Source organism: Stenotrophomonas sp. SI-NJAU-1 (assembly GCF_020883215.1).
Classification (GTDB): domain Bacteria; phylum Pseudomonadota; class Gammaproteobacteria; order Xanthomonadales; family Xanthomonadaceae; genus Stenotrophomonas; species Stenotrophomonas indicatrix.
In genome coordinates this window covers 2,512,303-2,529,389 of record NZ_CP086598.1, presented here as the reverse complement: position 1 = coordinate 2,529,389, position 17,087 = coordinate 2,512,303, and the positions used below count along the sequence as shown (strand labels likewise).

At 68.0% G+C, this 17,087-nt stretch carries 9 protein-coding genes and 1 pseudogene; 7 read left to right on the top strand and 3 right to left on the bottom strand.

All coding sequences use genetic code 11. The features are described from left to right. Window positions 1–4 precede the first annotated feature (4 nt). The 5 genes and pseudogenes from LMF57_RS11600 to LMF57_RS11580 form a co-directional block, all read left to right on the top strand. Window positions 5–715: pseudogene (locus LMF57_RS11600) on the top strand (Ig-like domain-containing protein); the annotation flags it as partial. A 25-nt stretch (window positions 716–740) separates the two neighbouring features. Then, the gene (locus tag LMF57_RS11595; protein ID WP_229289890.1) at window positions 741–5,531 is read left to right on the top strand and encodes an Ig-like domain-containing protein; all 4,791 of its coding nucleotides are present in this window, start codon (window positions 741–743) and stop codon (window positions 5,529–5,531) included. Window positions 5,532–5,617: 86 nt separating this feature from the next. Further along, the gene (locus LMF57_RS11590; protein WP_229289889.1) at window positions 5,618–6,802 is read left to right on the top strand and encodes a TolC family protein; all 1,185 of its coding nucleotides are present in this window, start codon (window positions 5,618–5,620) and stop codon (window positions 6,800–6,802) included. Next, window positions 6,783–8,945 carry a type I secretion system permease/ATPase gene (locus LMF57_RS11585; RefSeq protein WP_229289888.1) on the top strand — a complete coding sequence of 721 codons (2,163 nt, stop codon included), beginning with the start codon at window positions 6,783–6,785 and terminating at the stop codon, window positions 8,943–8,945. Before LMF57_RS11590 ends, LMF57_RS11585 begins: the two co-directional genes overlap by 20 nt. Continuing rightward, window positions 8,938–10,128: an HlyD family efflux transporter periplasmic adaptor subunit gene (locus LMF57_RS11580; protein ID WP_229289887.1), complete on the top strand. Its 1,191-nt coding sequence runs from the start codon at window positions 8,938–8,940 to the stop codon at window positions 10,126–10,128. The genes LMF57_RS11585 and LMF57_RS11580 overlap by 8 nt, the downstream gene beginning before the upstream one ends. A 27-nt stretch (window positions 10,129–10,155) precedes the next feature. Here LMF57_RS11580 and LMF57_RS11575 read toward each other — a convergent pair whose 3' ends face one another. Then, window positions 10,156–11,085 (bottom strand): LysR family transcriptional regulator, encoded by a 930-nt coding sequence (locus LMF57_RS11575; protein ID WP_229289886.1) that lies wholly within the window; start codon window positions 11,083–11,085, stop codon window positions 10,156–10,158. A gap of 94 nt (window positions 11,086–11,179) precedes the next feature. Here LMF57_RS11575 and LMF57_RS11570 point away from each other — a divergent pair, with 94 nt between their 5' ends. After that, a complete protein-coding gene (locus tag LMF57_RS11570) occupies window positions 11,180–12,376 on the top strand; it encodes an MFS transporter (protein ID WP_324255939.1) in 1,197 nt (398 codons plus the stop codon). Between the two features lie 571 nt (window positions 12,377–12,947). On the opposite strand, the gene LMF57_RS11565 is transcribed toward LMF57_RS11570, so the two are convergent. Both LMF57_RS11565 and LMF57_RS11560 read right to left on the bottom strand, forming a co-directional pair. Then, window positions 12,948–13,601 (bottom strand): response regulator transcription factor, encoded by a 654-nt coding sequence (locus tag LMF57_RS11565; RefSeq protein WP_229289884.1) that lies wholly within the window; start codon window positions 13,599–13,601, stop codon window positions 12,948–12,950. Next, complete coding sequence (locus tag LMF57_RS11560) at window positions 13,594–16,617, bottom strand: sensor histidine kinase (protein ID WP_229289883.1); 3,024 nt, start codon at window positions 16,615–16,617, stop codon at window positions 13,594–13,596. The genes LMF57_RS11565 and LMF57_RS11560 overlap by 8 nt, the downstream gene beginning before the upstream one ends. A gap of 104 nt (window positions 16,618–16,721) precedes the next feature. Here LMF57_RS11560 and LMF57_RS11555 point away from each other — a divergent pair, with 104 nt between their 5' ends. After that, a complete protein-coding gene (locus tag LMF57_RS11555) occupies window positions 16,722–17,054 on the top strand; it encodes a hypothetical protein (protein WP_229289882.1) in 333 nt (110 codons plus the stop codon). Window positions 17,055–17,087 lie beyond the last annotated feature (33 nt).

The window sequence follows — 17,087 nt, the reverse complement described above, 5'->3', positions numbered from 1 at the left end:
GCTGATGGCAGCGGCAACTGGTCGTTCACCCTCCACACCGTTGGCCGATGGCACGGTGGTGAACGTGGTGGCCGAGGATGCGGCCGGCAACACCAGCCCGCCAGCAACCGTGACGGTCGACGCCAGCGCGCCGGCGGCACCGGTGCTCAACGCGAGCAATGGCACTACGATCAGCGGCACTGCCGAAGCGGGCAGTACCGTGACCCTGACCGACGGCAGCGGCAATCCGATCGGCCAGGTGACGGCCGACGGCAGCGGCAACTGGAGCTTCACGCCAGGCACGCCGCTGGCCAATGGCACCGTGGTCGTCGCCACGGCCACCGATCCCACCGGCAACACCGGCCCTCAGGCTGCCACCACGGTGGACGCGCTGGCACCCGCTGCGCCGGTGGTTGATCCGAGCAACGGCGTGACCATCAGCGGTACGGCCGAAGCCGGCGCAACCGTGACCCTGACAGACGGCGGCGGCAACCCGATTGGCCAGGTCACCGCCGATGGCAGTGGCAACTGGAGTTTCACGCCGGGTACGCCGCTGGCCGACGGCACGGTGGTCAACGCCACCGCGACCGATGCGGCTGGCAATACCAGCGGGCCGGGCAGCGCTACCGTGGATGCGGTGGCGCCGACCTTGCCGACCGTCAACCTGAGCAACGGCAGCAGCCTGAGCGGTACCGCCGAACCGGGCAGCACAGTGACCCTGACCGACGGCAGCGGCAACCCGATCGGGCAGGTGACCGCTGATGGCAGCGGCAACTGGTCGTTCACCCTCCACACCGTTGGCCGATGGCACGGTGGTGAACGTGGTGGCCGAGGATGCGGCCGGCAACACCAGCCCGCCAGCAACCGTGACGGTCGACGCCAGCGCGCCGGCGGCACCGGTGCTCAACGCGAGCAATGGCACTACGATCAGCGGCACTGCCGAAGCGGGCAGTACCGTGACCCTGACCGACGGCAGCGGCAATCCGATCGGCCAGGTGACGGCCGACGGCAGCGGCAACTGGAGCTTCACGCCGGGCACGCCGCTGGCCAATGGCACCGTGGTCGTCGCCACGGCCACCGATCCCACCGGCAACACCGGCCCTCAGGCTGCCACCACGGTGGACGCGCTGGCACCCGCTGCGCCGGTGGTTGATCCGAGCAACGGCGTGACCATCAGCGGTACGGCCGAAGCCGGCGCAACCGTGACGCTGACAGACGGCGGCGGCAACCCGATTGGCCAGGTCACCGCCGATGGCAGTGGCAACTGGAGCTTCACGCCGGGCACGCCGCTGGCCGACGGCACGGTGGTCAACGCCACCGCGACCGATGCGGCTGGCAATGCCAGCGGGCCGGGCAGCACCACAGTGGATTCCCTTCCGCCCGCCGCGCCGGTGGTCAACCCGACCAACGGCAATGTGCTCACCGGCACTGCGGAGGCGAACAGCAGCGTCACCTTGACCGACGGCAGCGGCAACCCGATCGGCCAGGTCATCGCTGATGGCAGTGGCAACTGGACGTTCACTCCGGCGACGCAGCTGGCCGACGGCACGGTGGTCAACGCCACCGCGACCGACGCAGCCGGCAACACCAGCCCTCCCGGCAGCACTACGGTCGATGCTTCGTTGCCGTCGATCCCGCAGGTCGATCCGAGCAATGGCGCGGTCATCAGTGGCACGGCCGACGCCGGCAATACGATCATCATCACTGATGGCGGTGGCAATCCGATCGGGCAGGTTACCGCCGATGGCAGCGGCAACTGGTCGTTCACCCCGGGAGTACCGCTGCCGGACGGCACGGTGGTCAACGTGGTGGCGCGCAGCCCCGGCGGCACTGACAGTGCGCCGGCGGTGATCACGGTCGATGGTCTGGCTCCGGCCGCGCCGGTGATCGACCCGAGCAACGGCGCGGAGATCAGCGGCACCGCTGAAGCGGGTGCCACCGTGATCCTGACCGACGGCGGCGGCAACCCGATCGGCCAGGCCGTCGCCGATGGCACTGGCAACTGGAGCTTCACGCCGGGTACGCCGTTGGCCGATGGCACGGTGATCAACGCGGTGGCCCAGGACCCGGCCGGCAACACCAGCGGCCCGGCCAGCGTCACCGTTGACGCGCTCGCACCTGCGGCACCGACCATCAATCCCAGCAATGGCGTGGTCATCAGTGGTACCGCTGAAGCCGGTGCGACGGTGCTGCTCACCGATGGCAGCGGCAACCCGATCGGCCAGGCAACTGCCGATGGCAGTGGCAACTGGAGCTTCACGCCAGGCACGCCGCTGGCCGATGGCACGGTGATCAACGCAGTGGCCCAGGATCCGGCCGGTAATACCAGCGGCCCGGTCAGCACTACGGTGGATTCGGTTGCGCCGGCCGCGCCGGTGATCGACCCGAGCAACGGCGCGGTGATCAGCGGTACCGCCGAAGCGGGTGCCACCGTGATCCTGACCGACGGCGGCGGCAACCCGATCGGCCAGGTGACGGCCGACGGCAGCGGCAACTGGAGCTTCAGCCCAGGCACGCCGCTGGCCGATGGCACGGTGATCAACGCGGTGGCCCAGGATCCGGCCGGTAATACCAGTGGCCCGGTCAGCACCACGGTCGACGCGCTGGCACCCGCTACGCCGGTGATCGACCCGAGCAACGGCACAGTGATCAGCGGCACCGCTGAAGCGGGTGCCACCGTGGTCCTGACCGACGGCGGCGGCAACCCGATCGGTCAGGCCGTCGCCGATGGCACGGGCAACTGGAGCTTCACGCCGGGTACGCCGTTGGCCGATGGCACAGTGATCAACGCGGTGGCCCAGGACCCGGCCGGCAACACCAGCGGCCCGGCCAGCGTCACCGTTGACGCGCTCGCACCTGCGGCACCGACCATCAATCCCAGCAATGGCGTGGTCATCAGTGGTACCGCTGAAGCCGGTGCGACGGTGCTGCTCACCGATGGCAGCGGCAACCCGATCGGCCAGGCAACTGCCGATGGCAGTGGCAACTGGAGCTTCACGCCAGGCACGCCGCTGGCCAACGGCACGGTGATCAACGCAGTGGCCCAGGATCCGGCCGGTAATACCAGCGGCCCGGTCAGCACTACGGTGGATTCGGTTGCGCCGGCCGCGCCGGTGATCGACCCGAGCAACGGCGTGGTGATCAGCGGTACCGCCGAAGCGGGTGCCACCGTGATCCTGACCGACGGCGGCGGCAACCCGATCGGCCAGGTGACGGCCGACGGCAGCGGCAACTGGAGCTTCAGCCCAGGCACGCCGCTGGCCGATGGCACGGTGATCAACGCGGTGGCCCAGGATCCGGCCGGTAATACCAGTGGCCCGGTCAGCACCACGGTCGACGCGCTGGCACCCGCTACGCCGGTGATCGACCCGAGCAACGGCACAGTGATCAGCGGTACCGCTGAAGCGGGTGCCACCGTGATCCTGACCGACGGCGGCGGCAACCCGATCGGTCAGGCCGTCGCCGATGGCACGGGCAACTGGAGCTTCACGCCGGGTACGCCGTTGGCCGATGGCACAGTGATCAACGCGGTGGCCCAGGACCCGGCCGGCAACACCAGCGGCCCGGCCAGCGTCACCGTTGACGCGCTCGCACCTGCGGCACCGACCATCAATCCCAGCAATGGCGTGGTCATCAGTGGTACCGCTGAAGCCGGTGCGACGGTGCTGCTCACCGATGGCAGCGGCAACCCGATCGGCCAGGCAACTGCCGATGGCAGTGGCAACTGGAGCTTCACGCCAGGCGCACCGCTGGCCGATGGCACGGTGATCAACGCAGTGGCCCAGGATCCGGCCGGTAATACCAGCGGCCCGGTCAGCACCACGGTCGACACGGTGGCGCCAACGGCACCGCTGTTGAGCATCAGTGCCGATGGCGCACTGCTGACCGGCACCGCCGAACCCAACAGCCAGGTACGCATCGTTGTGAATGGCGACACCGCCAACGCGGTCACGGTGAACGTCGACGGCAGCGGCAACTTCACCCTGCCGTTCACGCCAGCGCTGGTCACCGGCGAACTGATCGTCGGTGTCGCGGTGGATGCTGCCGGCAACATCAGTGGTCCGGCAACCCTCAATGCCCCGGACCTCGCACCGCCGGTCATCAGCGTGCCCGAGTCCGTCGACACCTGGATCAACGCCGCTGAAATCGGCGACGGGATCCAGGTGGATGTCACGGTGCGCCCGACGATGCAGGCCGGGCAGGTCGTGACGGTCAGGTTCGCTGGCCAGAACGGCTACGAGGCCGAGGTCAGTCACACCCTGACCGCCGGTGATATCGCGGCCGGGACGGTGACCCTGACCCTGACCCCGCCCGGCGGGCAAGGGCCGTTCCCGCAAGGGGCATCGACGATCACCGCCGATATCAATGGCGGTGCCGACTCCACGCCGGTGGCGTTCACCATCGACACCGTGCCGCCGGCCACGCCGGTGCTGTCGCTGGTGGGCAACCTGCTGACCATCTCCGCAGAGCCCGGTACCGAGCTGACCGTCACCGTGAACGTGGGCGGGGTGACCGCAACCGCCACGGTCACCGCCGACAACAGCGGATTGGCGTCGCTCAATCTGCTCACCGACCTGGACATCGACTTCGGTTGGGACCAGCTGCTCAATGCCCAGGTCGGCGTGGTTGGCCGCGATCCGGCCGGCAACCCGAGCAATGTCGCCAGCATCGGCGTGGGTACCAGCATCGAGCAGCCGGTCACGATCGGCAACTTCGGTGTTGATGTCAGCCTCAACCCGCTCAACCCGCGGTTCGGCTTCAGCGGAACCACCGAACCCAACTCCAGCGTGGTGATCCGCGTGATCACGCCAGCGTTGAATGTGGAGCTGCTGCCGATCCAGGCCGACGCGAGCGGGAACTTCTCGTTGAACCTGCTCAGCCCGACCGTGCTGACCCAGCTTGGGTTGAACATCACCGACATCCTCAACCTCGGCTCGCAGATTTCGTTCAATCTGGTGTCCACCGATACCAATGGCAACGACAGTGCCGCCTATGGCATCACCCTGAGCCCGAACGGGCTGTCGTTGAACATCGGCGAAATCGACGTCAATGGCACCTCCGGCGACGATGTGCTGTCCGGTGCGGACGGCAGTTCGGAGCAGATCAATGGCGGCGCCGGCAGTGACCTGGTCTTCAACGTGGGTACCGGTGACCAAGTAGTGGCGGGCACGGGCAACGACACGGTCCAGATCACCGCGACCAACTTCGTCAGCATCGACGGCGGCGACGGGTTCGATACGCTGCTGCTGGCCAACGGCATCGACCTGGACTACAACGCGGTCGGCGTCGGCACGCTCAGCAACATCGAGCGCATCGATCTGGGCACGGGCGATCCGGGCAGCGTGCTGACCCTGACGGCTGCAGAGGTGGACGCCATTACCGACGGCAACAACACCCTGCAGATCACCGGCGAGAGCAATGACACCCTGAACGTGGCCGGCGCAGTGGACACCGGTACCACACAGCTCATCAACGGCATTACCTACGACGTGTACACCTTTGGCAGCACGACGCTGCTGGTTGAAGACAACACGGTGCAGGTGGTGGCCTGATGCAGCAACGCCGGTGTGGGAGGCGGTGGGTGGGAGGAGCGTTCGCGCTCCTCCTGCTGGCGGGGGTTCCCGCAGGAACCTGTGCAATGAGCGTGGAGCAGGCAGTACAGGTGGGGCTGGCGATCCATCCCAGGGTTCGCGCAGCGCTGAGCGAGGCCGAGCGTGCCGGGACCGATGTCAAGATCGCGCGTGGCGGCTATTTTCCCGCCCTGCAGGTGTCGGGCGGCCCGCAGGCCGGGCACATGTCGGAAATGGTGTATGACGTGACGCTGTCGCAGATGCTGTTCGATTGGGGACGCACCCGCAGCCAGGTTGCTGCAGCTTCGGCCACCGAGCGGCGCCATCTGGCGGCGCTGGAGGTTGCCCGCGACGACGCGGCGCTGGACATCATAGAAACGTATCTGGACGTCCTGGTCGCACGTGAACGGGTAGCGGCGGTGCGCGGTTTCCTGCAGCGCATCGAGGGCGTGCGTGGCATGGCCCGGGATCGCAGCGGCAGCGGCTATGCTGACCGCACCGAGCTGGACAGGGCCCAGCTGGAATTCGCGCGTGGCCAGGACCAGCTCGCGCTGGAAGAGGGCGCACTGCGCGATGCCGACAACCAGCTGGCGTTGCTGCTGGGGCAGCCCCCGGGGCAGCTGCAGGTGCCGGTGCTGCCGGCAGGCGCTCGCCCCTGGCAGCAGGAACTGGAAGCGGCGATCGATGCGGCGCCACTGCTGCGCGAGTCCAGCGAGGACGCCGCCGCGGCCGAGGCGGAACTGGCAGAATCGCGCGCCGCGCTGAAGCCGCAGTTGAACGTCGAGGCGTCGGCGCTGCGCAGGGAGATCGGCGGCCAGATGGAGAACGACTCGGTGGTCTCGCTGCGGCTGCGGATGGACGTGGTGAGAGGATTCAGCAATTTCCAGCGGCCGGCGGCGGCGCGGCAGCGCCTGGAAGCGGCGCGCTGGTCGGCCGATGCCACCCGTCGCGACCTTCGCCGCAAGATGCGCACGTTGTTCGACAACGCAGATGCGCTGGGGCTGCGTGAGCAGGCACTGCAGCAGCAGGTGGACGAGTCCAGCCGTATTGGAACCCTTTACCACGATCAATTCCAGGTCGGGCGTCGCGACATCATCGATCTGCTCAGCGTGCAGCGTGAGCGGATGGAAGCCGAACGCCAGCTGGCCACACTGCGCATGGAGCGCGTCCGCATCGATTACCGCGCGGCGGCCCAGGTCGGGCAGCTGGGCGAACTGCTAGGAGGGAGGACCCATGCAGACGCCGCGCATTGAGGTGGCTGGTGGCAGCAGCAACCTGCCACGCGACCCGCTACAGGATGGCCTGTTGCTGCTGTGCGCGCGGCTCGGACGACCGCTGGGGGCCGCAGAACTGGTCGATGGCATTGCCCTGGAACAGGGGCGCCTGCCGCTGCCGCGGGTGCCGCGTGCGCTGCGTCGCGCCGATCTGAATGCCCGCGTCGAGGCGTTCGACCTGGCCGACATTGACGATTACCTGCTGCCGGCACTGCTGCTGTTGAACAACGGCAACACCGTGCTGCTGACTGCGCTGGAAGGCGGCCAGGCGCGAGTGGAGGTACCACAGGCCGACGGCGGTGCGCAGGCAATGGCAATGCCCGCGCTGCAATCGCTCTACAGCGGTACGGCCGTGTTCGCCAAGCCGCGCTTCCGCTCCGACGGACGGGTCGGCGGTTTTGCCGCCGGTGATGACCAGCACTGGTTCTATGGCCCGTTGCGGCAGTTGTGGCGCTCCTATGCGGAAGTGGGTGCTGCCGCGTTCGTCGCCAACCTGCTGGCCATCGCCACGGCCATTTTCGCCATGCAGGTCTACGACCGCGTGGTACCCGTGGCAGCATTCGACACGCTGTGGGTGCTGGCCAGTGGCGTTGCCGTGGCCGTGGTGATCGAAGGCGTGCTGCGGGTACTGCGCGGCCAGTTGCTGCATGTGCTGGGCAAACGCATGGACCTGCAACTGGGCACGCTGTTGTTTGCCCGCGTTCTGGGTACCCGTGTGGCTGCCAAGCCCGCTTCGATGGGTGCGTTCAGCACCCAGGTGCGCGAGTTCGAGGGCGTGCGCGACTTCTTCACCTCGTCCACGGCGGCCTTGCTGAGCGATCTGCCGTTCGTGTTCGTGTTCCTGCTGCTGATCGCCCTGATCGGCGGCCACGTGGTCTGGGTGCCGATCGTGGCCTGCGTGCTGATGGTGTTGCCGGGTTTGCTGGCGCAGCGGCGGCTTGGCGAACTTTCCCGGCAGAACCTGCGCGAGGGCGCGATGAAGAACAGCGTGCTGCTGGAGGCCTTCGAGCACCTGGAGACGGTCAAGGCCACGCGGGCGGAAGGCCGCAGCCTGAAGCACTGGGAATCCCTCACCGCACAGTTGGCCGGTACGGCGCTGAAGTCCAGCACGCTCACGGCCAGCATCAGTCATGGCGCTGCGGTGGTGCAGCAGCTGTGCTATGTGGGCGTGGTTGCCTTCGGCGTATACCGCATCAACGACGGTGCGATGACGGTGGGTGCACTGGTGGCATGCTCGATCCTGGCTTCGCGCGCCATCGCGCCGCTGTCGCAGGTGGCGGCCGTGCTCGGCCGCTGGCAGCACACCAAGGTGGCCATGGAGGGGCTGGACCAGTTGATGGGCGCTGAACAGGAACGGCCACAGGGTGCCCGCTTCGTGCACAAGCCAAGGTTGCAGGGGGCCTACCAGTTGCACGAGGTGCGGCTGGCGTTCGGCGAGGGGGCCTGGGTGGTGGACGTTCACGGGCTCTCCATCGCGCCGGGGCAGCGGGTGGCGTTGCTCGGCGGAAACGGCGCCGGCAAGTCCAGCCTGTTGCGTCTGTTGTCGGGCCTGGTCACGCCGCAGCAGGGGCGGATGCTGCTCGATGACGTGGCGTTGTCTCAGATCGATCCGGGCGACCGTGCACGCAACATCGGCTACCTGCCGCAGGATGTGGCGCTGTTCCATGGCACGTTGCGCGAAAACCTCAATCTGGAGGGGGCTGCCTGGCGCGACGAAGAGCTGCTCGAGGCGCTGGACGCGGTTGGCATCGGGCCGTTCGTGCGCGGCAACCCGTTGGGCCTTGACCAGATGGTGCTGGGCAACGGCAGCCTCTCCGGTGGCCAGCGCCAGGCGATCGGCCTGGCCCGGGTGATCCTGCAGGACCCTCCCATCGTGTTGCTGGACGAACCCACCGCCGCGTTCGACCAGCAAAGCGAAACGCACGTCGTGCAGTTCCTGCAGCGCTGGCTTGGTCAGCGCACGCTGGTGCTGACCACGCACAAGCGCAGCATGCTGGCGCTGGTGGAACGGGCAGTGGTGATGCGTGATGGCAGGATCGTCATGGACGGGCCGTTGGACCAGGTAGTGCAGGGCAACCAGGTTCAGCCGATCGCCGCCGTCGCCGGAGGACACCATGGCTGATCACGCGAAGAACGCGCAACGGCTGCGCCGTGACCTTGCCGACCCGCTGCTGGCGGCCACCCATCCGGTGTATCGGCCACTGCTGTGGGTGCTGCTCGCGACCGTGGCGATCGCCGTGCTGTGGGCGGCGCTGGCCCAGCTGGACCAGGTCACCCGTGGCGAAGGACGTATCGTGCCGTTCAGCCGCATGCAGAAGATCCAGAGCCTTGAGGGCGGCATCCTCGATCGCTTGCTGGTGAAGGAAGGCGATCTGGTGGTGGTGGGACAACCGCTGGTGCGGCTGGAAGAAACCCACTTCCGCACCAATTACGAAGAGTCGGCCAATCAGTCGCAGGTGCTGCGCGCGGCCATCGCCCGCCTTGAGGCCGAGGTGCTGGGCAAGGGTACCATCGCGTTTCCGGCTGACATCCCAGGCGACAGCGCGCTTGCAAGATCCGAACAGGAGCTGTTCCAGTCGCGTCGCGCCACACTGCACCAGAGCTCGGCCGCCATCGGCCAGCAGCTGGCCATTGCCCGCGACCAGCTACGCATCGTCCGTCCCCTGGTTGCACGCAACGCGGTCAGCCAGATGGAGGAACTCAAGCTTGCGCAGGAGATTGCTACGCTCACCGGCAAGCTCAGTGAGCTGCGCAACACCTATTTCCAGGATGCTTATACCGAAAGGTCCAAGCTGAAAGCGGAGCTGTCATCGCTGGAGCCCATCGTGCACCAGCGCCAGGACCAGTTGCGGCGCACCGAGATCCTGTCCCCGGTGCGTGGGCGGGTGAACACGGTGCTGATCAACACCCGCGGAGGTGTCATCCCGCCGGGAGAGCCCATCATGGAGGTGATTCCGGTGGAGGAGCGGCTGTTGGTGGAGGCGCGCATCAAGCCGCGCGATGTGGCCTTCCTGGTCCCGGGCATGCAGGCGAAGGTCAAGATCACCGCCTACGACTACACCATCTATGGCGAGCTCAGTGGCACTGTCGAGCAGATCAGCGCCGATACGATCGAGGAGGACACGCCACGCGGCAAGGAGTCCTTCTACCAGGTGCTCATCCGCACCGACGGCAGCCAGTTGCGGCGGCATGGCGAGGTCCTTCCGATCATTCCCGGCATGGTGGCCGACGTGGATATCCTGACCGGCAAGCGCAGTGTGCTGAACTACCTGCTGCGACCGCTGATCAAGGCAAGGCTGAACTAGGCGGCAGCTTCATGCGCCGGCAGGCTGTCACTTTGCTGCCGGCCGCATCCCATGCAGCTGCGGCAGCGTGGTTTTCATCGCGTCGATGAAGGCGCGCAGGCGCAACGGTTGCTGGCGCGCAGCCGGGAACACCAGATGCACCGGCAGTGGTGGTGCCTGCCAGTCCGGCAAAAGCTGCACCAACCGACCTTCGGCCAGGTCCTCGGCTACCAGCCAGGCCGACACCACTGCGGCCCCCAATCCCGCACGTGCGGCCTGCTGCACCACGAACAGGTTGTCACTCAGCAGGCGTGGCGTGATCGACAGCGTGTGCGCACGGCCCCGCGCGTCGTGCAGCAGCAGACGTTCGCGGTAGTAGGTGACCAGCGAGATCCACGGCAATGCCTGCGCCTGCTCGGGCGTGGTGACCGACTCCGCATGGGCCAGTGACGGTGCGGCCACTACAATGCGCGGCACTTCGGCCAGCGGCAGGGCGACCACGCGCGGTTCATCGACCGGGCCGACCCGCACCGCGCAGTCGATGCCTTCGGCGATGAAGTCCGGGCGGCGGTCCTCGAGAATCCACTCCAGGCTCAGTTGTGGATGCTGGGCCAGGAAGTCGAGCATGGTGGGCAGCAGCTGCGCCTGGCCGAACGCATGCGGCACCATCACCCGCAGGCGGCCGCTGAGCCTCTGTGTCTGCCCATGCAGCTCGGCCTGCAGCGCTTCCCATTCGTCCACCACCCGCTGCGCATGTCGTTGGCAGCGCTGGCCGTCCTCGGTCAGCAGCAGGCCGTGGGTAGACCGCTGCAGCAGGCGCAGGCCCAGCTGCCGTTCCAGGGCTTGAAGCCGACGGCTGACGGTGGGCTGGGTCGTGCCCAGCTGCACAGCGGCAGCAGAAAGGCTGCCGCTGTCGACGATGCGCAGGAAGGTACGCAGCAGGTCCAGGCGGTCGCCGCCCGATGCAGGATCGTTCATGCGAATGGCGTATGTAAAGTATGTAGGTGAGCCTACTACAGACGTCTGGCGAATGCGGGCACGCTACGCTTCAATTCCCTCCCTGGTGCCCTCCATGCCCACTCCCTCGCTCTCAACCGTCGTCTCTGCGCCCAGCGCTGCGCCCGCCCCATCCCTGGTGCTGGCCATGGCCGCTGGCGCGGGCTTTTCGGTGGCCTCGCTCTATTACAGCCAGCCGATGCTGGGCCTGATCGCGCAGGATCTGGCTGCGGGCGAGCGTGCCGTGGGCCTGGTGCCGACCCTGACCCAGCTGGGTTATGCGCTGGGCATCCTGCTGCTGGCTCCACTGGGCGACCGCTTCGACCGGCGCAACCTGATCCTGCTGAAGTCGGTGCTGCTGGCGTTGGGCCTGGGGGCGGCGGCCCTGGTCGGCCAGTTGCCGGGGCTTCTTGTTGCAAGCCTGCTGGTGGGGCTGATGGCCACGCTGGCGCAGGACATCGTGCCGGCCGCCGCGGTGCTGGCACCGGATGCGCAGCGTGGGCAAGTAGTGGGCAGGGTGATGACCGGCCTGCTGCTGGGCATCCTGCTGTCGCGCGTGGTCAGCGGCGTGGTGGCCGAAGCCTGGGGCTGGCGCGTGCAGTTCGGCCTCGCAGCATTTTCGGTGCTGGCGATGGGGGCGGTGATGGCGCGCGCACTGCCGCACTTCGCTGCGACCAGTACGCTGCGTTATCCGGCGCTGCTGGGTTCGTTGCTGGCGCTCTGGCGCGAGCAGCCGCAGCTGCGTCGCGCCGTGGCCAGCCAGTCGCTGCTGGCGGTGGGTTTCAGCGCGTTCTGGTCGACCCTGGCGCTGATGCTGCACGCCCGGCTGGGCCTGGGCAGTGCCGCCGCGGGTGCGTTCGGTATTGCCGGTGCTGCGGGTGCATTGGCAGCACCGGTTGCCGGTCGTTTTGCAGACCGGTTGGGCAGCCCTGCGGTCGCGCGGTTGGCGATTGCTGTCGCTCTGGTTGGCTTTGCGCTGTTGCTGGTCGATTCGTGGCTGCCGGCCGTGGCGCTGCTTCCGCTGCTGGTGATCAGCGCACTGCTGTTCGACTTCGGTTTCCAATCGGCGCTGGTTGCGCACCAGACGCTGGTCTACGGCCTGGTGCCGCCGGCGCGCAGCCGCCTCAATGCACTGCTGTTCACCGGCATGTTCATCGGCATGGCCGGCGGCGGTGCCTTGGGCAGTATGGCGCTGGCGCAGTGGGGGTGGCACGGCGTGGCGTGGCTGGCGACGATCTGTGCCGGTGGCAGCCTGCTGATCCGTCTGCGTTGAGGGTGGTTCGGCAGGGCTGCGCCCTGCACCTGCCGTAGTGCCGGCCCGCTGGCCGGCAACCGCAACAGCAACAGCTACAGCGGGTATTCCGTGGGGGGCGGGGCGGTGTCGGATTGCGGGGACGCCGCAAGTACGTCCTTGTAGGTTCAGCCGCGCCATCCATGGCGCGGATGCCCCGCAATCCGACACCGCCCCGCCTTCGACAGTTTTCCGGTGTCTGATGGATCCATCCCATGCTGGATGAATCTCCATCAAAGTCCAATATTTCGACAATTGAACGTAGAGCATCCACGCATGGCGTGGATCTACGTGTCGACCAAGGTCGACACCTACCAAAAGCAGGCCATGTCATCCAGACAGATTGCGGAGATCTGTCGAAGGCGGGGTGGGTCCGGTGGCAGGGGCGTGAGCCGCATGGATGCGGCGACCGAGCTTACATGGACGTACTTGTAGCGGCCCCGGCCACCGGACCCACCCCGCCATCCCGCAGAAAACCCGCTGTTGCTGTTGCAGTTGCCGTTGCTTCGGCCGTTGATTCGGCGGGTGCCGGGCGCAGCCCGGCCGAAACCCTTCACTCCTGACCGGTGTCTTCCAGGCTGATGATTCCGCGGCGCAGCGCCTGGGTTACCGCGTGCGTCCGGTCGCCAACACCCAGTTTTTCCATCAGGCTCTTCATGTGGGCCTTCACCGTCTGCTCGGAAATCTGCAAGCGTTCGCCGATGCGCTTGTTCGACAGGCCGCCGGCCACATAGCGCAGCACTTCGGTTTCGCGTGGCGACAGCCGGTCTTCCACCACGTGCGCGGCGATGCTGGCCGCCACTTCCGCCGGTATCGGTGCGCGGCGGCCACTGGCCACGGTGCGGATGGTGGCCACCAGTTCGTGGCGCAGCATGTCCTTCAGCAGGTAGGCGCTGGCACCGGCCTGCAGCGCGCGCACGGCGCGCACGTCGCCGCGGTAGGTCGTCAGCACGATGATGCGCGCGCGGGGATCGAGCGCGCGGATCCGCACGATTGCTTCCACGCCATCCATGCGTGGCATCTGCAGGTCCATCAGCACCACATCCGGGCGCAGCTGCTGGTAGCGGGCAAGGGCTTCCTCGCCGTCGGCGGCTTCGCCGAGCAGGCGCAGGTCGGCATGTGCGCCGAGCAGTGCGGCCAGGCCATCGCGCAACAGCGGATGGTCATCAACCACCAGCACGCCGATGGGAGGAAGGGATTCAGTCATGGGCGGTTCTGCTCCAGGGCCAGCGCCAGCGCGGTGGATGTCGGTGATACAAGCGACGGGCCGGCACGGACAGCGCGACTTCGGTACCCAGGCCGGGGCGAGTCCACACCTGCAGCTCCGCACCCAGCCGGTGTGCGCGCTCGCGCATGCCCTGCATGCCCCAGTGTCCGCCGCCGGCGTTGTCATTGGCGATGCCGACGCCATCGTCGCGCACATGCAGCAGGAAGCCGCGGGCACCGTAGGACAGCTCCACTTCGATGGCACTGGCCTGCGCATGCCGCAGCGCATTGCGGATCGCTTCACGCCCGATCAGGAACACTTCCTCGGCGGCTTCGGCCTGCAGCGGCGGCGGTGTGCCTTCCATGGTCAAGCGCAGTGGATTGGTGCCTTGGCCTGCATATTCGGCATGCACGTCGGCCAGCGCAGAGGCGAGATCGCGGCCGGCAAACGGTGCGTCGCGCAGCGCGTTGACCCGTTCACGGCCTTCGGCCAGATTGCGCTCGGCCAGCAGCATCGCCGACTCCAGCTGGGTGCGTACCGGCTCTGGTGTCTGTGCCGATTGGCTGATGGCGTGCAGGCGCAGGATGAGTCCCTGGCTGCCCTGCAGCAGGGTGTCGTGCAGATCGCGCGCAATGCGCTCGCGCTCGCCGTTGCGTTCCTGCAGGCGGGCGCGGAACAATGCCGCCAGCTGCCGGCTGCGGACCCGCACGGCCAGCGCCAGCGCAGCCATCACCAGGCAGACGCACAACAGTTTGAACCAGGCGGTCTGCAGGAACGTCGGTGCGATGTGGAAGCTGCGGCTGGCTGGCGTGCTGCTCCAGATGCCATCTTCGTTGGCTGCTTCCACCTCGAAGCGGTAATGGCCCGGTGCGAGGTTGGTGTAATAGGCGCGCGTGCTCGCGCCGGCCTCCTGCCAAGCGTCGTCCACGCCGGACAGTCGATAGCGGTAGCGGTTGCGCTCCGGCCGCGCCAGCGACAGCGCGACATAGTCGATCTGCAGCTGGGTAGTGCCGGCCGGAAGGCGCAGTCCCTCCTGCAACGGGGCCTGGGTACTGCCATACAGCACGTCACCGATGCGCACGCCAGGCGCCATGGTGTTGATGTGCGACTGCCGCGTGTCCAGCCACGCCAGGCCTTGATTGGTGGCAAGCCACAGCAGGCCATCAGCCGCCAGTACCGCAGTGGGGATGGGGCCGCTCTGCAGGGCGATGCCCGGCATGCCGTCAACCGCGTCGAACAGGCGGGGGGCTATCGCCTGGTCGTTGCGCAGCGCGCTGCGCAGGGTGGCAACCTGCAACCGCACCAGGCCGCGGCTGCCATTGAGCCAGAGCAGCCCGTTCGCATCGGCGACCATGCCGGTGATGCCTTCCAGTACGCCGGCCATGTCGGTGCGCACCGGCAGGAAGCGGCCGTTGCCGGAACGCGCGGCCAGGCCGGCCTCGCCGGCGACCAGCAGCAGGTCCTTGTGCTGCAGCAACGCGGTTACCGGGCCTACCGACAGTCCTTCGGCGGCGCCGAAGGTGTTGACCGTGCCGCCGTGCAGGCGGCGCAGGGTGCCATCGGCGTAGCCCAGCAGCAGCGCACCGTCATCGGTACGCGCCAGCGACGAACAGGCCTGCTCGGGAAGCCGGGTTTCGCGTCGCCAGCGGTTGTCCGTGTAGTGCAGCACCGCGCGCTCGCCGGCGCAGGCCCAGGCCTGGTCCGCATCGGCAAACAGCAGGGCGTGCAGTGGCTGCCCGGTGAACGGTGCCGGCAGTGGTATGAGGGTGGTGTGGCCGCTGACGGTACGCGCCAGATTGATCCAGTCGAACTGCCACACCGGCGTGGGTGCCTGCCGTGCCGCGGCCTGCAGCTGCGCAGCACTGCCGTCCAGCAGCAGACGCCGCAGGTCGAACAGCTTCAGGTCTTCGCCATAGCCATACACCCGGCCATCACTGGCGCGTACCAATGATCGGTACGGATCGGTAGGGCCCACGGCCAAGGTCTGCACACTGTGCGCGCGGAAGCGGTTGAGGCCGAGGTTGGTGCCTACCCAGATGTTGCCTTCGCGATCGGCAAGGACCGGCACTGCCGACGTCGCGGTCAGGCCCTGCGCGGCATCGAAGCGCTCCATGCGCACAGCCTGTTGGCCGTCGAAGGTGACCCGGGCCACGCCACCGTGCGGGCTGAGCGTGGCCCACAGGGCCCCGTCGGCCGTGAACTGCAGGCGCGAGGCGACCAGCCCGGGCAGCCGCCGTGCTTCACGTTCCTCGGCGGGCAACAGGCCATGCGCGTTGGCCAGCGGCGACGTGCCGCGCACGCGGTCGGCCAGCCAGATTTCGCCGCGCGGGCTCTCCACCAGCGAGGCCATCTGCGAGACCGCGATGCCGGTGGCTTCGAAGCGGGTCGCGCCAGGAGGGCGACGCCATATCTGCAGGTCCGCCAGCACCCAGAATGTGCCGTGGCGGTCCTGCAGTACCCATTGCACGCGTCTCTGCGGCAGGCCGAAGGAAGCCGGCGGCTCCTGCCAGCGATGTCCATCGAACCAGCGCAGGCCGCCATTGACGGCAGCCCACAGGCGGCCGTTGCGGTCATGCGCGAAGCGTGGGACCACCCCCACCGGCACGCCCTGCGGGCGGCCGAAGCTGCGCAGCCGTTCCTGCGTGAACTGGCTGATGCCTGCCTGGAAGTAGCCGATCCACAGGCCACCGTTGTCGCCATCGAGGCCGAGGGTGACCATGTTGGTGGAGGGAAAACGGGCGCCTGCCGGTGCGGCCTGCCGCTCGAAACGCCGGCCGTCGAAGCGATACAGGCCCGAACCCGTCGCCAGCCACAACATGCCTTGGCGGTCCTGGGCGATATCCCAGATATCCCCCGGGGCGCCCTGGCCGACGCGCCAGGCGGTGTGCTGATAGCCGGGCATGCCATCGCTCACTGCCGGCTGCTGCACGGCGAAGACGGGCAGGGCAGTCAACAGCAGCAGGCACGACAGCAGCGCCGGCAGGCGACGCAGGAAGGGGAAGGGGCGGCCACGCATGCGGTCATTCTGGCAGGTGCGGGGCAGGCCTGGGTGACCCGTTCGGGGTAGGCGTACCGGTTCGGTGTCCGCTATCACGCCGTGATGGATGACGGAGCCCGGCGATGCAGCGCTTGTATGTGATGTTCCCTGACCGCGGCCCCGGCCTGGGACTGCTGTGGCTGCGCCTGTGCGTGGCAGGGGGGCTGTTGGCGGGCGCAAGCCCGGCCGCTGCGCCCGGACTGTTGTGCCTGGCGGCAATCGGCCTGCTGCTGCCAGGCCTGCTGACCCCGCTGGCAGTGCTGCTGGCAGTGTCGGGTCTGTACGGGCAGGGCGCGGCGCTGCCCTGGCTGCTGCTGCCGTTGGCACTGCTCATGCTGGGGCCGGGCGCGTATTCGCTGGATGCGCGGTTGTTCGGCCGCCGCCTGCTGCAGCGCCGGCCTCCCCCGAACGGGTGAGCGCCGGCCTCGACCGACGGGGGTACGGCGATC

Bases quoted from the DNA above. Each gene is read 5' to 3' on its own strand.
- LMF57_RS11595 (WP_229289890.1), top strand. From the start codon at position 741: ATGGCAGCGGCAACTGGTCGTTCACCCTCCACACCGTTGGCCGATGGC.
- LMF57_RS11590 (WP_229289889.1), top strand. From the start codon at position 5,618: ATGAGCGTGGAGCAGGCAGTACAGGTGGGGCTGGCGATCCATCCCAGG.
- LMF57_RS11585 (WP_229289888.1), top strand. From the start codon at position 6,783: ATGCAGACGCCGCGCATTGAGGTGGCTGGTGGCAGCAGCAACCTGCCA.
- LMF57_RS11580 (WP_229289887.1), top strand. From the start codon at position 8,938: ATGGCTGATCACGCGAAGAACGCGCAACGGCTGCGCCGTGACCTTGCC.
- LMF57_RS11575 (WP_229289886.1), bottom strand. From the start codon at position 11,085: ATGAACGATCCTGCATCGGGCGGCGACCGCCTGGACCTGCTGCGTACC.
- LMF57_RS11570 (WP_324255939.1), top strand. From the start codon at position 11,180: ATGCCCACTCCCTCGCTCTCAACCGTCGTCTCTGCGCCCAGCGCTGCG.
- LMF57_RS11565 (WP_229289884.1), bottom strand. From the start codon at position 13,601: ATGACTGAATCCCTTCCTCCCATCGGCGTGCTGGTGGTTGATGACCAT.
- LMF57_RS11560 (WP_229289883.1), bottom strand. From the start codon at position 16,617: ATGCGTGGCCGCCCCTTCCCCTTCCTGCGTCGCCTGCCGGCGCTGCTG.
- LMF57_RS11555 (WP_229289882.1), top strand. From the start codon at position 16,722: ATGCAGCGCTTGTATGTGATGTTCCCTGACCGCGGCCCCGGCCTGGGA.